The organism is Fictibacillus terranigra (genome assembly GCF_030412265.1).
GTDB classification, from domain to species: Bacteria; Bacillota; Bacilli; order Bacillales; family Fictibacillaceae; genus Fictibacillus_C; species Fictibacillus_C terrinigri.
On sequence record NZ_JAUHLN010000001.1, the window covers coordinates 1,051,381 to 1,064,922 of the forward strand.

At 46.5% G+C, this 13,542-nt stretch carries 14 protein-coding genes; 12 read left to right on the forward strand and 2 right to left on the reverse strand.

Going from position 1 to position 13,542, the window contains the following annotated elements; translation table 11 throughout:
* Window positions 1–126: 126 nt before the first annotated feature.
* The 12 genes from QYF49_RS05290 (at window position 127) to scpC (ending at window position 12,939) form a co-directional block, all read left to right on the forward strand.
* Window positions 127–1,107, forward strand: a complete 981-nt coding sequence (locus tag QYF49_RS05290; RefSeq protein ID WP_290398558.1) for an XdhC family protein — start codon at window positions 127–129, stop codon at window positions 1,105–1,107.
* Window positions 1,104–1,787, forward strand: a complete 684-nt coding sequence (locus tag QYF49_RS05295; protein WP_290398559.1) for a nucleotidyltransferase family protein — start codon at window positions 1,104–1,106, stop codon at window positions 1,785–1,787. Before QYF49_RS05290 ends, QYF49_RS05295 begins: the two co-directional genes overlap by 4 nt.
* Window positions 1,741–4,077, forward strand: coding sequence for a xanthine dehydrogenase family protein molybdopterin-binding subunit (locus QYF49_RS05300; RefSeq protein WP_290398560.1), 2,337 nt, complete (start codon window positions 1,741–1,743; stop codon window positions 4,075–4,077). The genes QYF49_RS05295 and QYF49_RS05300 overlap by 47 nt, the downstream gene beginning before the upstream one ends.
* Window positions 4,064–4,900 carry an FAD binding domain-containing protein gene (locus tag QYF49_RS05305; protein WP_290398561.1) on the forward strand — a complete coding sequence of 279 codons (837 nt, stop codon included), beginning with the start codon at window positions 4,064–4,066 and terminating at the stop codon, window positions 4,898–4,900. The genes QYF49_RS05300 and QYF49_RS05305 overlap by 14 nt, the downstream gene beginning before the upstream one ends.
* Window positions 4,897–5,382 (forward strand): (2Fe-2S)-binding protein, encoded by a 486-nt coding sequence (locus QYF49_RS05310; protein ID WP_290398562.1) that lies wholly within the window; start codon window positions 4,897–4,899, stop codon window positions 5,380–5,382. The genes QYF49_RS05305 and QYF49_RS05310 overlap by 4 nt, the downstream gene beginning before the upstream one ends.
* Window positions 5,383–5,530: 148 nt before the next feature.
* Entirely contained in the window at window positions 5,531–7,591 is a 2,061-nt protein-coding gene (locus tag QYF49_RS05315; protein ID WP_290398563.1) for a catalase, read from the forward strand.
* Window positions 7,592–7,702: 111 nt separating this feature from the next.
* Window positions 7,703–8,857, forward strand: coding sequence for an iron-containing alcohol dehydrogenase (locus QYF49_RS05320; RefSeq protein WP_290398564.1), 1,155 nt, complete (start codon window positions 7,703–7,705; stop codon window positions 8,855–8,857).
* Window positions 8,858–8,876: 19 nt separating this feature from the next.
* Complete coding sequence (locus QYF49_RS05325; RefSeq protein ID WP_290398565.1) at window positions 8,877–9,281, forward strand: acyl-CoA thioesterase; 405 nt, start codon at window positions 8,877–8,879, stop codon at window positions 9,279–9,281.
* Between the two features lie 252 nt (window positions 9,282–9,533).
* Window positions 9,534–10,256 carry a DsbA family oxidoreductase gene (locus tag QYF49_RS05330; RefSeq protein WP_290398566.1) on the forward strand — a complete coding sequence of 241 codons (723 nt, stop codon included), beginning with the start codon at window positions 9,534–9,536 and terminating at the stop codon, window positions 10,254–10,256.
* Between the two features lie 29 nt (window positions 10,257–10,285).
* Window positions 10,286–10,576, forward strand: coding sequence for a DUF3219 family protein (locus tag QYF49_RS05335; protein ID WP_290398567.1), 291 nt, complete (start codon window positions 10,286–10,288; stop codon window positions 10,574–10,576).
* 74 nt (window positions 10,577–10,650) lie between these two features.
* A complete protein-coding gene (locus QYF49_RS05340; RefSeq protein ID WP_290398568.1) occupies window positions 10,651–11,295 on the forward strand; it encodes a LytTR family DNA-binding domain-containing protein in 645 nt (214 codons plus the stop codon).
* Between the two features lie 129 nt (window positions 11,296–11,424).
* The gene (gene scpC, locus QYF49_RS05345) at window positions 11,425–12,939 is read left to right on the forward strand and encodes a succinyl-CoA:acetate CoA-transferase ScpC (RefSeq protein WP_290398569.1); all 1,515 of its coding nucleotides are present in this window, start codon (window positions 11,425–11,427) and stop codon (window positions 12,937–12,939) included.
* A 184-nt stretch (window positions 12,940–13,123) separates the two neighbouring features.
* On the opposite strand, the gene QYF49_RS05350 is transcribed toward scpC, so the two are convergent.
* Together QYF49_RS05350 and QYF49_RS05355 are read right to left on the reverse strand one after the other, a co-directional pair.
* Window positions 13,124–13,258, reverse strand: coding sequence for a hypothetical protein (locus tag QYF49_RS05350; protein WP_290398570.1), 135 nt, complete (start codon window positions 13,256–13,258; stop codon window positions 13,124–13,126).
* Window positions 13,259–13,356: 98 nt separating this feature from the next.
* The gene (locus QYF49_RS05355; protein WP_290398571.1) at window positions 13,357–13,488 is read right to left on the reverse strand and encodes a hypothetical protein; all 132 of its coding nucleotides are present in this window, start codon (window positions 13,486–13,488) and stop codon (window positions 13,357–13,359) included.
* Window positions 13,489–13,542 lie beyond the last annotated feature (54 nt).

Sequence of the window (13,542 nt, forward strand, 5' to 3'; positions counted from 1 at the left end):
TTTTTTAGGAGAAAAAATCCCCTATTCTAAGTTTGTGCTCCTCATGAATATAATCATGCTGATGAGGTTGATTCCGTTCACTGAAAGGTGATTTCGCAGGATGCCTTACAGGGGGTGAACATAGAGTTGCAATTTTATGAGATAGCTGACAGATTACAAGGATTGAAGGAGCATTGTGTAATCGCCACACTCCTTCACGTGGAAGGTTCTTCTTACCTGAAGGAAGGGGCGATGCTGCTATTTCATCAAGACGGCAAAACGGGAATGATCAGTGCAGGGTGTGTAGAAAGCGATCTGGAGGAAAGAAGCCGACAGGTTCTGTTGGACGGCCAGCCGCAATTTGTTGTCTATAACCAAAAAAGTGATGAAGACCTTTTATGGGGAACGGGATCGGGCTGCAGCGGGATGCTTTATGTTTTAGTGGAGAGGGTAGACGAAAATCTTCGCGGCCAGCTTCTTGATGTGAGACGGTCCCTGGAAGAGGGAAGGACAGTTCTGCATCGCAAGGAATGTTTGAGTGATGGCAGGCGGCTAATCATTAAAAATTTCTTTAATAAAGAGATGAAGAAGGAAACCATTATCAAAAACGGACTTATTAAAACGAATGGAGAACACATGGTCTTTTCGTATCGGTTTGAACCCAAGCGGCGGCTGGTCATTTTCGGAGCGGGAGAAGATGCGAAGGCGGTGGCTAAATTGGCATCGGAAACGGGATGGTCTGTAACCGTTTGTGACTGGCGTTCGGCGTTATGCAACCATGATGAATTTCCTTTTGCGGATCACTTAATCGTTGGTTTTCCTTCAGAGCTTTTTGATAAGCTTGCTCTTAACTCTGAAGATTTCGCGGTAATCATGTCCCACAACTTTCAGCAAGACAAAGAATTTCTGTCTCTGATTCTCAAAGAAAATCTTCGCTATGTTGGTGTGCTCGGGCCGCGTAACAGGACAGAGGGGCTATTGGAAACGAAACAAATACCAGCATTCCTCTCTTCACCGATAGGACTTCCTATCGGTTCATCAGGTCCCCATGAGATTGCAGTAAGCATTCTCGCAGAGCTGATCTCGGTTTATCGGCTGGAAAAGCGGTCTGAAGGAAGTATTTTATGAGAGAAGCAAAGATTGTAGCTGTTTTTCTTGCGGCGGGCAAGAGCGAGAGGATGGGTTTCCCGAAGCTGTGGCTTCAGTTAGGCACGGAATGTCTGGGAAACTGGGCGTTCCGGGCAGCTGTTCAATCGTTGATCGACCATACTATTGTAGTGACGAGAGAGGATGATCGCCTCGACTGGATGGACTGCTCATTCCATAAAAGTCCTTATCACCGAAAATGGAGTCAGCTGACATGTAAAGATTCAGTACAGGGACAGTCTTCTTCTCTTGTTGCCGGGATAAAAAAAGCAGAAGAGCTTTTACCCGACGGAATCATCGTACTTCTTGCGGACCAGCCTTTTATTACGAAAGAAATGATCAATGAACTGATCGTTTACTTTAACAAAGAATCCCCATTGGCGTTTGTGGCAGCATGCCATCAAAAACGAATGAGGCCACCGGTGGTTTTTTCAAGGCACCTGGCAGCACAGGTGAAAGGAATATCCGGAGACCATGGTGCACGCCATATCTTTAGAACTAATAAATATTTAAATGGCAAGATCGTTCATTACAGTAACCCTGCTCTTTTTTCAGATGTTGATACTCAAGAAGATTACAAGGAGGTCAAAGAACAGATGCGGGGGGAGGATAGCCGTGGACTACATTGGAAAAAGTGTAATCCGGCAAGAAGCCTGGGATAAAGTGTCAGGCAAGGCAAAATATACGGCGGATGACTCTTCGCCAGGTATTCTCCATGCCAAATTGGTCGTCAGCCCTTATGCCCACGCCCGAATCAAGAGCATTAAAACAGAAAAGGCGTCTCATGTATTTGGTGTGCGGGCCGTTCTTGCCGGGGAGCGTTTTCCGCTTACAGGTGAAGAAATTCGTGACCGTCCGCCTTTGGCAACCGAAAGAGTAAGGTATCACGGCGAGGCAGTTGCACTTGTTGTAGCTGATACGCCTCATCTGGCTAAAAAGGCTGCGGATCTGATTGAAATCGAATATGAACCATTGCCCGTTGTCAATAATCCGACAGAAGCTTTGAAAAAGGACGCTCCCCTCGTACACGAACAATTAGGGACCTATCAAAAAGAAGAAAGAGTATACCCGGTGCCTGGCACCAATATCGCAAACCAGACAAAGATCCGGAAAGGAAATATGGAGAAAGGGTGGGCAGAAAGTGAAGTAACAGTGGAAGAATACTTTTCGTTTTCACCCTCTGATCATGCGGCCATGGAAACAAGGTGTTCTATGTGTGAGATTCGATCGAACGGGGACGTCGTCATCACGTCTTCTTCCCAGGCTCCTTTTATGATCAAACGGCTGATTCATGAGTACTTTGAGGTTGATATAGGGAAAGTAATCGTGGAAACTCCGTTTGTAGGAGGCGGTTACGGCGGCAAAGCCTCCATCCAGCTTGAACTGCTCGCCTATTTGGCATGCAAAGCGGCAGGCGGGAGAAAGGTAAAGCTGCTTAACAGCCGTGAGGAGGATATACTCACTTCACCAGTCCATATCGGACTGGATGCCAGAGTGAGATTAGGAAGCACGGAGGAGGGTGAGATCAAAGCCGCCGAGCTTCTTTTCCTATTTGATGGGGGAGCCTATTCCGACAAAGCGGCAGATCTCAGCAAGGCTGCAGCAGCAGACTGCACGGGCCCTTATGATATCGATAACGTCTGGTGCAATTCACTTTGCATGTATACAAACCATCCATATGCGGCGCCTTTCAGAGGCTTCAGTCATTCCGAGCTTCTGTTTGCAATCGAACGGACAATGGATTCTTTAGCTGAAAAACTTGGCATGGACCGGCTCCTTCTTCGATATAAAAATGCGATTAAACCGGGGGACACTACACCAACGCAAGTGCCCTTGAACAAGAGCAATGTGGGGAACCTTCCAGCATGCATCCGCCGTTTGAAAGAAATCATTGATTGGGATGAAGGGGTTGCCAAAGACATCGGCAATAACAAAATCCGTGCAAAAGGCGTGAGCTGCATCTGGAAAACCTCCACCATCGAATCAGATGCCGGATCTGGTGTTATTTTAACCTTTAACCCTGATGGCAGCATCAATTTAATGTCTGGAATTATTGAGATCGGTACCGGAACAAAAACGGTGCTGGCACAAATTCTGGCAGAACGGATGAAGATGGAAATCAGCCAGATCCATGTTCAGATGGAAGTGAATACCCAAAGCACCCCCGAACACTGGAAAACCGTAGCCAGCCGGGGTACTTTTTTAGCGGGAAGGGCAGTCCTGGAAGCGGCAGAGGATGTAATCCGGCAGCTGAAAAACATCGCGTCCTGTGTGTTGCGGGCAAAAGCATCAGATCTGACGGTAGCATTTGGCAAGGTGTTTTTACGGGACGATCCAAGCATCGGAATCGATGTGAAGGATATTGCCTACGGATATACGTTCCCTAACGGCAATGCGATCGGCGGCCAGATTATTGGAAGGGGCCATTACAATCTTCGGCACCTAACCCATATGAATAAAGAAACAGGCGCAGGAAAACCGGGGCCGGAATGGTCTGTAGGCGCTCAGGCGGTCGAGGTTGAATTTGATAAAAGAGATTTGACGTACCGGATCATCCGGGCGGTTTCCGTTGTCGATATTGGGACCGTCTTGAACGAAATGGCCGCTAAGGGCCAGGTGATGGGGGCGATGAGCATGGGTCTTTCATTTGGCAGCAGGGAAACCTTTAAATTCGATGAGTTCGGCAGAGTCATGAACTCACAGCTCAGAACGTACAGGCCGATCCGATATAGTGAACATCCGGATTATGTTGTTGACTTTGTCGTTACCCCACAGGTTGATGCTGCGTATGGCGCAAGAGGAGCAGGTGAGCATGGAATCCTGGGCATGCCCGCGGCTCTTGGAAACGCGCTTTCCATCGCTGCTGGTGTAAAGTTAAACGAACTCCCGCTTACTCCTGAGCTGATATGGAGAGTTAAGAAAAAAGAAGGATTCAGCGATGCTTTCATTTGACTTTGATTACTATCAGCCGAAAAGCATAGAGGAAGCTGTCCAGCTTTATCATGCCTTGGACCGGGAAGAGAAGCATCCTCTCTACTACTCCGGCGGAACAGAGATCATTACACTGGGGCGATTGGATCTTGTGTATACGAATGCAGTTATTGACATCAAAGCGATTCCGGAATGTGAGGTACTGGGAACTCAGGAAGGTTATTTTGTCACCGGTTCCGGTCTTACTCTGACAGCAATAGAGGAGAATAATGGATTTCCGCTTCTCAGCAAAGCAGCAAGCGGCGTAGCTGATCATACGGCTCGAAATAAAATTACGGTTGGTGGGAACATTTGCGGGCAGATCTTTTATCGTGAAGCGGTGCTGCCCTTTCTATTAACAGACAGCAAAATTGTGGCTGCTGGCATGAATGGCGTCAGGACAGAGCATATCATGAGTCTTTTCAATAAGACGCTAAGACTGAAAAAAGGGGAGCTGCTTGTTCAGCTTCAGACAGAGAAGCGCTATTTAAACGTTCCTTATCGCTGTGTGAAAAAGCGGCCGCAATGGGACACTGGCTATCCTCTTGTAACCATTGCCGCCATAAAAGCTGAAGAGGGCATTAGAGTGGCGTTCAGCGGAGTAAGTCCTTTTCCTTTTCGATCTCGTGAAATGGAAAAGGCGCTCAATGAGAATGGAAGGATAAAGGAGCGGATCCTTGCTTCTCTGCAGCACCTACCCAAACCGGTTCTGGATGATGTGGAGGGGTCATCGGAATACCGGCTCTTTGTACTGAAAAATACACTCTTTGACATTTTAAGGGAGCTGGAGGAGGATCATCGATGACTGCAGAAAGGAGCTTGTCAGCCGTCTTAAACGTTAATGATGAAGAACGGGCAGTGCACTTGAAGCCAACGGATACTCTGCTGTTCGTGTTAAGAGAGAAGTTGGGATTATCGGGAGCGAAGCCGGGATGTCTGAACGGCGACTGCGGTGCCTGCACTGTTAACATCGATGGTCTGGCGATGAAATCCTGCCTGATGCTCGCAGTGGAAAGTCTGAACAAAAAGATTACAACCATTGAAGGTTTGAAAGGGACACCTATCCAGCAGGCCTTTGTTGAGCACTTTGCCTTTCAATGCGGGTACTGCACTCCGGGATTTATCATGAACTGCCACGCGATGCTGAACACAGTTCCGGATGCCAATGACGATACAATTGCCGAGTGGCTCAATTCCAACATATGCCGCTGTACGGGGTATCAGGAAATCGAAGGAGCGGTGAGATCGATCGTTAAGAAAAATCAAATGAACAGAAAACGACCATAGTCAGCCACTCCGGCTGATTTTTTATTTATTAACCAATTCGATCTTGTATTCTAATAAACTAGTTTAATTTTAAAAAGGAAGGGAAACGTTCTATTGTGTTTACATAAATTTATAGTTTGAAAACGAACATACAAGGAGGAAATAATCATTGAGTACGAACGATCCGACAAGCGGCAGCGGGGAGAATAAGAAGGAGAAGCAGCTTCAGGCATTCAGAGTGAATAATAAAGGAAAAAAACTGACCACCAATCAGGGGCTTCGCGTTTCAGAGGATGAACATTCCTTAAAGGCCGGTGTAAGAGGACCAACATTATTGGAGGACTTTCATTTCCGTGAAAAGATGACTCATTTTGACCATGAGCGCATTCCTGAGAGGATTGTGCATGCAAGAGGTTATGCAGCGCACGGTGAGTTTGAAGTCTATGAATCCATGAAAGAGTTTACGAAAGCTGGTTTCCTTCAGGATCCATCTGTAAAAACGCCGGTCTTTGTCCGTTTTTCTACGGTTGCCGGTTCACGCGGGTCTGGTGATACCGTCCGCGATGTGCGAGGCTTTGCCACAAAGTTTTATACAGAGGAAGGCAACTATGATTTAGTCGGCAACAACATCCCTGTCTTCTTCATTCAGGATGCCATCAAGTTTCCTGATCTCGTTCATGCGTTTAAGCCGGAGCAGCATAATGAAATTCCTCAGGCATCCACTGCTCATGATACGTTCTGGGATTTTGTTGCCAATAATTCGGAATCGGCTCATATGGTAATGTGGGCGATGTCCGATCGTGCCATTCCCCGCAGTTACCGTATGATGGAAGGTTTTGGTGTGCATACCTTCCGTTTTGTAAATGACCAGGGACAGGCCCGGTTTGTTAAGTTCCACTGGAAGCCGAAGCTGGGTGTTCATTCCCTTGTTTGGGATGAAGCGCAGCGTCTTGCCGGTAAGAATCCAGACTTCCACCGCCAGGATCTTTATGAAGCCATCGAAAAAGGAGATTTCCCTGAATGGGAGCTTGGTGTACAAATGATCGATGAGGAAGATGAGTTTACATTTAATTTTGATGTACTCGATCCGACGAAAGTCTGGCCAGAAGAACTTATTCCCGTGAAAATTATCGGGAAGATGACGCTCAACCGCAATCCTGATAATTACTTCTCTGAAACTGAACAGGTCGCCTTCCATCCGGGACATGTAGTCCCGGGGATCGACTTTTCGAATGATCCGCTCCTTCAAGGGCGATTGTTCTCCTATACAGATACACAGCTTTCCCGTCTTGGCGGACCCAATTTCCATGAGCTGCCGATCAACCGTCCTGTGTGCCCGTTCCATAACAACCAGCGTGATGGCATGCATCGCATGACGATTAATCAAGGCCCGGTAGCTTATCATAAAAACTCTTTGGAAAATAACGATCCGGCACCTGCCGCAGAGGCAGAGGGCGGCTATGTTCATTATCAGGAAAAAATCGAAGGCCGCAAGGTTCAACAGCGAAGCGACAGCTTCAAGGACCATTTCAGCCAGGCAAGGCTCTTCTGGAACAGCATGACGGAAGTCGAGAAGAAGCATATTATTAAAGCGTTCCGTTTTGAAGTCGGAAAAGTGAAGAGTAAGAGTGTTCAACAGCAGGTTGTCAATCTGTTCAGCAACGTGGATGTTGAACTTGCCGAACAGATTGCTGCGGGAGTGGGTGTAAAAGTTTCGGCAAGTGGTCAGCCTTCTCAGGAAACAGCGTCCTCCCCTGCATTAAGTCAGGAAAACACGATTAAGACTCCGGCAACACGCAAAGTGGCGATCCTTGCTGAAGACGGATTTGATTTTGAGGAAGTCAGCGAGCTGAAAGATGCTTTGAAACACGCTGGAGTCACTTCGGAAATCGTCAGTGAGACGCTTAACCCGATCTCAAGCAGCGATGGCCAGGAGATGGAAGTTGACCAAACGCTGCTTACAAGTGATTCGGTCCTCTACGACGCCGTTTATGTGGCTGGTGGAAAAGACAGTGTGAATAGCTTAAAAGCCGTGAAAGAAGCAACAACCTTTGTCAATGAGGCGTTTTCCCACTACAAAGCCATCGGGGCGTCGGGTGAAGGCACTGACCTTCTGAAAGCGGCGGGGGTCGATACGGGTGCAGCTGGAGTAGAAATCTTGGAAAGCCGAAATAGCGAAGCCTTTATCCACGCTGTAGCGCAGCACCGCCATTGGGCGAGGCAGGTTTAAAGTAAAAACGATGAAGCAGCCTATAAACGGCTGCTTCATTTGTATGCCATCATTAAAGGATTACCGATAGGAAAGGCGAAGTAGAAAAATGAAGCAAGAAGGAGGTAAAAAATGATATCAAGCTTGAAATTTCCAAAAGTATCCTATACGGGGTGGGGCTCTATTGAAAAGATTGGTGATGAGCTACAGAACTGGGAACCTGCCAATCTGCTGGTGGTTACCGATGCTGCGCTGCTAAAGATGGGGCTGGTCGAGGAGCAACTCATGCCATTGCTCAGCGGGTATAACGTAAGTGTTTATACGGATGTAGAACCTGAGCCATCGCTGTCATGCGGACAAAGGCTGGTGGACTATACGCGCAGCGGTGGTTTTGATGGTGTGATTGGACTTGGAGGCGGAAGCACCCTTGATCTTGCTAAGCTGACGGCCGTCGTAACTCAGAATGAAGGCAATGTTGAAGACTATCTTAACCTGGAAGGTACACGTGAACTAACGAATAAAGGACTGCCCAAAGTTCTGATCCCGACGACTTCGGGTACCGGAAGTGAAGTGACCAATATTGCCGTTCTTTCTCTTGAAGGAACGAAGGATGTGGTCACTCATGATTTCTTGCTTGCAGATGCTGCGATTGTTGATCCCCAGCTGACGATGACGGTTCCGAAAAGGATAACAGCTGCGACAGGAATCGATGCCCTGACCCATGCGGTTGAGGCGTTTGTTTCCATCCAGGCGAATGAAGCCACTGATGCCCTTGCCGTTAAAGCGATGGAACTGATCGCAGGCTCTCTAAAAAAAGCGGTTCATCAAGGGGATGACCGCCAGGCGAGAGAGGCAATGAGTCACGGAAGCTATATTGCCGGACTTGCTTTTTTTAATGCAGGGGTAGCAGGGGTGCATGCTCTTGCGTATCCGCTTGGCAGCCAGTTTAAGCTGCCGCACGGAGAATCCAACGCGGTTCTGCTTCCTTACGTCATGTCTTACATCGCTTCAAGCTGTCCAGAAAAAATGGACAAGGTACGTACTATCCTCGGCAGTGTTGAAGAAGATCATTTCGACTTATTTTTACGGCTGGTGAAAGAAGTAGACTTGCCAACAACTCTAGCAGAATATGGAATACCTTCTGAAATGATCAAGGATCTGACGAAGGATGCGGTGAAACAAAAACGCTTACTGGCGAGAAGCCCGCTGCCTCTATCAGAGGAAGACATCTTTACAATCTACAAGAATGCCCATACTGGAGCACCTGCAATTCCATCTACCAACTAATCGAAAGGGCAGAAGAAATATGTTTAAAACCATCATTGAACCGCGAGTATCGGAAACAGACGGTGTAGGGCATATCAACAATACGACCATACCCATCTGGTTCGAAGCCGGCAGGAACAAACTGTTTAAACTGTTCACACCGGACAGCTCCTTCCAAAACTGGAAAATGATCATTCTGAACATGAATGTTGACTATGTAGACCAGGTCTATTTCGGAAGAGAGGTCGAGGTATATACATGGGTGAAACGAATCGGAAACACAAGCCTGGAGCTTTACGAAGAAATCCGCCAGGATAAAAGGCTATGTGCAAAAGGTACTTCTGTCTATGTCAACCATGATGTCAAACAGCGGAAATCCGAAGTGATTCCTGAAACCATACGGGTTGAGCTTGAGAAACATCGATATAGCGAGAGTGCGGAGTAATGCCTGGATGGACATTGGCAGGGAATGAGCTGCTGTGTTTGGCACGTAATCGTTCAAAAGCCGCATGTAAATCGTAAAAAGTGGACGGTAATCGACAAAAAGTGGAAGGTTAATTCCTAAATCCCGCTTGTAACATCCGTGCTGGAGAAACCAGAGCTGCATGCTCTGGTTACTTTTATGAGCAGTAATTCTGCATGAATCAATGATTATGGATACAATAGGGAATATTAAAAGTAAATAGGGGGTAACATCATGAAAGTTGAGATATGGTCAGATTATGTTTGTCCATTTTGTTATATTGGAAAACGCCGGTTCGAGAACGCGCTGAACGAGTTCGAAGGACGGGAAAACGTAGAAGTTATTTATAAAAGCTTTGAACTTGATCCTTCATTCAAAAATGAAACCAATAAAAACATGCATACCGTTCTCTCAGAGAAATACGGCATGTCTTATGAGCAGGCAAAAGGCATGAACGATCAGATGACACAGAGGGCTCGGGAAGTTGGCTTAGCCTATGATTTCGAAAACATGAAACCGGCGAACACGTTTGATGCCCACCGTGTCTCTCATTTTGCCAAGCAGACGGGACGGCTGAAGGAAGTGACAGAACGCATACTTAAAGGTTATTTTACAGAAGGCCACGATATCAGCGACCATGAAACCCTTGCAACCCTTGCGGCGGAGGCTGGTCTTGATCGGGAGGAAACCCTAGCTGTATTAAGTGAAGGAAAGTTCGCGGATGATGTTCGTAAAGATGAGGCGGAAGCTTCTCAGCTCAAAATCACGGGTGTTCCTTTCTTCGTATTCAACCAAAAGTACGGTGTGTCAGGTGCTCAGCCGGAGGGAGTCTTTACCGAAGTCCTTGAAAAGGTTCGGGAAGAAGAACAGAACAACAGCGCGATTCAGTTGCTTAACGATAACGGGAAGAAGAAATATCAGGATGATCAATGCGCTGACGGTTCCTGCCGCATTTAACAGCAGTCATCCTTCTAGGAGTTGTTTTCATGGTGAATACCGTCCTTCTTAATGACAGGGAAATTCATGTATCGGATTTTCTTCTTTCAGAAGCCGACAACGGGCTGATTAGAGTAAGTTTCAAATTTAAAGTCAAGCACAGTGAGTATCACGAGATCACTACACTGCTGTACCAAAATGATTTTGAAGTAAAGGTGCCTCAGATGGAACTGCAATTCCAAGCAAAAATCAGCCAGTATTCCACATCCCTCACGGATTTATACAAGGAGAAGGCCGTTGGTGAATTTACACTGGAGCTTACAGAAAAAGAAAAGAATTAAAAGAGAGCGGAAATCCGTTCTCTTTTTTCATGATAAAATAAAAGAAATCAGTAAACAGAGAAAAGGTGTGAGCCATGGAACGGTTTAAAACATCAGCGCTTCTTGATGTAATCAGTGAGCTATTTTCAAATGAAGCTTCCATCGCGGTGACAGATGCAGATCAATACATTTATTATCAGCCAAGCAAAAGAATCAACCTGAAGATCAAACCGGGAGATGCAATTAAAGAAGGCACCATTACGCATAAGGCGCTCATCTCCAAACAAAAAGTATCTCAGTTTATTAACCGGGATATTTTTGGCACTCCTTATTATGGTATGGCGGTTCCATTGATGGATGAAGGAGAGCTGAAGGGGTGTGTCACCGCAATCTTTCCGGCATTAACGAGCGGCAAGACAGTGGTTACGGTAAAAAGCGCAGATGGCTGGATTCCGATTTCGTTCAACGATATTCACTATTTAGAGGCGAAGGACCGGAGAACATATGTGGTCAGTGAAAAGCATACGGGCAGCCATAAGGACACGCTGAATGAATTTGATTTCTTATTGCCAAAGGATGACTTTGTGCGGTGTCATCGCTCATTCATCGTCAACGTTCATCACATCCGTGAGATTTATCCGGATACCCATTCCACATTTTTATTACAAATGGAGAACGGAGAACAGGTGCCAGTCAGCCAGTCTTATGCGAGCTATTTTAGAAATCTGCTCGGGTTCTGAATAAAATTTTTCTGTTTTAAGAACTGAATGTTCTGTCTTATCTTAATTTTTTGTGTTTTGTCCCTTCAGCTCCGCATGCCAGTTTTCCTTTGCTACACTTATGAAAAGAGAGAGATAGGAGTGAAGAGAATGGAAAGCGTTTACAACAGGATTAGAGATCAACGCTTACATGATCGGATTGTATCAGCAGAGGAAGCGGCATCGTGGATACAGGATGGGATGACCCTGGGATTGAGCGGTTTTACACGTGCAGGAGATGTGAAAGCCGTTCCTTTTGCGCTGGCAAGGCGGGCAGAGCAGGAGCCGTTAAAAGTAAATGTGTATACCGGTGCTTCTTTAGGATCAGATGTTGATAAGTTGTTTGCAGAGAAGAACATGCTGAACAAGCGCCTTCCTTTTCAGGCGGATGCCACCATGAGAAAGGGGATTAACGCGGGAGATTTTCATTTTGTGGATCAGCATTTGTCCCATACGTCAGAATGGATTCGTTCCAATGTTTTGGAATCTATCGACTATGCTATTTTGGAAGCGATTGCAGTTACGGAAGACGGCATGATCATTCCGACAACATCGATCGGCAACTCCATGGTCTTCTCACAGCACGCGAAAAACATCATCATTGAGATCAATACCGCACAAACCGAACTGCTGGAAGGTATACATGATCTATATGAGCCGGAGAAACAGGGAGAGCGTTCGCCTATCCCGCTGATGAAGCCTGATGACAGAATTGGTGTACCTGGTATGAAGGTAGACGTGGACAAAATAAAGGGGATAGTGTTTACGAATCAATTGGATTCCCCGTCCACCATTTTAGAACCGGATCATGAAACTGTCATCATGGCTCAGCATTTGATCTCGTTTCTTAGGGATGAAATAAACGCGGGCCGTCTGACAGAAAAACTGGCACCCCTTCAATCCGGTATTGGATCGGTTGCAAACGCAGTGTTTCATGGCTTGCTGGATTCAGAGTTTACGGATCTGGAAGTCTATTCTGAAGTGCTGCAGGATGCGGTTTTCGATTTGCTTGACGCAGATAAGGTGCGTTTTGCATCCTGCTGTTCCATCACTCTATCCACAGAGAAGATGGACAAGGTCTTCTCCAACTTTGAAAAATACCGTGACCGATTGGTGCTCAGGCCCCAGGAGATCTCTAACCATCCTGAACTGATCCGGAGAATGGGAATCATTTCGATCAACACCGCACTGGAGCTGGATATATACGGAAATGTGAATTCTACTCATGTGATGGGAACGAGGATGATGAACGGGATTGGCGGTTCCGGGGATTTTGCACGTAATGCCCGTCTAGGTATCTTCGTGACCAAATCCGTTGCCAAGAACGGAAATATATCCAGCATCGTTCCATTCGTTTCCCATGTAGATCATACCGAACATGATGTAGATGTGATTGTCACCGAGCAGGGTTATGCGGATCTGCGCGGTCTATCACCTAGAGAACGCGTGGAAAAGATCATTCAAAACTGTGCCCATCCGATGTACCGGCAGCAGCTGACTGCCTATTATGAGGAGGCGAGGGAAAGAGGGGGGCAAACGCCTCACGTACTGGAAAAAGCTCTTTCCTGGCATACCAACTTTGAACAAAACGGCACGATGCTGCAGAAGGTGGAACAGCCCGTCTAGTCATAAAAAAGCTGACTTTGTCAGCTTTTTAGTTTTCATCCGCCAGTTTCGGGTTTGATCATATTAACGTGTTTGGATCAGTAGCCGCCCAGTTGGGGGTTATCCGTCCTTCATTCTTCTTCCTTTGCCCGGTTTATTGGAAGGCAAAAATAAAGGTGTCATCCTTTGGATGACACCTTAAAGATTAAAAGGAACTGGATCTTCGGTCTCTTCTTCTGTTCTTAATCCTGCAGCGAAGGACGACAACACGGCTGCCTCCGCTTGTACGCCTTCTTCTTACTACTCGGCATTTGACTCTTCTGCTGTTTCTGCTTGACATTCGATCATCCCCTATAATTGATAATAGAGAAAAGAGAGTGTCTCTCTTCTCTCTATTATGTTATGGAGATCTCTAGTGTTTGCTTGGACATGCCAAAATTAATAGCCCTTCATATAGAATGGCTGGCCTCTCCATACAAACAACCGTTCATAATCATGTATCGCAACTGCCACATCCGTTCTTCGAAGATGATAGAGGTCCAGATCTCCTCTTTCTGTATGAAGCTTCAATCCTTTAATATGCTGGAAAACACAAAAAAGAAGGCGCTGGGGCCTTCTTTTTTG

Excerpts from the sequence above, each read along its gene's own strand:
- QYF49_RS05295 (WP_290398559.1), top strand. The coding sequence starts at position 1,104 with ATGAGAGAAGCAAAGATTGTAGCTGTTTTTCTTGCGGCGGGCAAGAGC.
- QYF49_RS05320 (WP_290398564.1), top strand. The coding sequence starts at position 7,703 with ATGATATCAAGCTTGAAATTTCCAAAAGTATCCTATACGGGGTGGGGC.
- QYF49_RS05335 (WP_290398567.1), top strand. The coding sequence starts at position 10,286 with ATGGTGAATACCGTCCTTCTTAATGACAGGGAAATTCATGTATCGGAT.
- QYF49_RS05350 (WP_290398570.1), bottom strand. The coding sequence starts at position 13,258 with ATGTCAAGCAGAAACAGCAGAAGAGTCAAATGCCGAGTAGTAAGAAGA.
- QYF49_RS05310 (WP_290398562.1), top strand. The coding sequence starts at position 4,897 with ATGACTGCAGAAAGGAGCTTGTCAGCCGTCTTAAACGTTAATGATGAA.
- scpC (WP_290398569.1), top strand. The coding sequence starts at position 11,425 with ATGGAAAGCGTTTACAACAGGATTAGAGATCAACGCTTACATGATCGG.
- QYF49_RS05340 (WP_290398568.1), top strand. The coding sequence starts at position 10,651 with ATGGAACGGTTTAAAACATCAGCGCTTCTTGATGTAATCAGTGAGCTA.
- QYF49_RS05305 (WP_290398561.1), top strand. The coding sequence starts at position 4,064 with ATGCTTTCATTTGACTTTGATTACTATCAGCCGAAAAGCATAGAGGAA.
- QYF49_RS05325 (WP_290398565.1), top strand. The coding sequence starts at position 8,877 with ATGTTTAAAACCATCATTGAACCGCGAGTATCGGAAACAGACGGTGTA.
- QYF49_RS05330 (WP_290398566.1), top strand. The coding sequence starts at position 9,534 with ATGAAAGTTGAGATATGGTCAGATTATGTTTGTCCATTTTGTTATATT.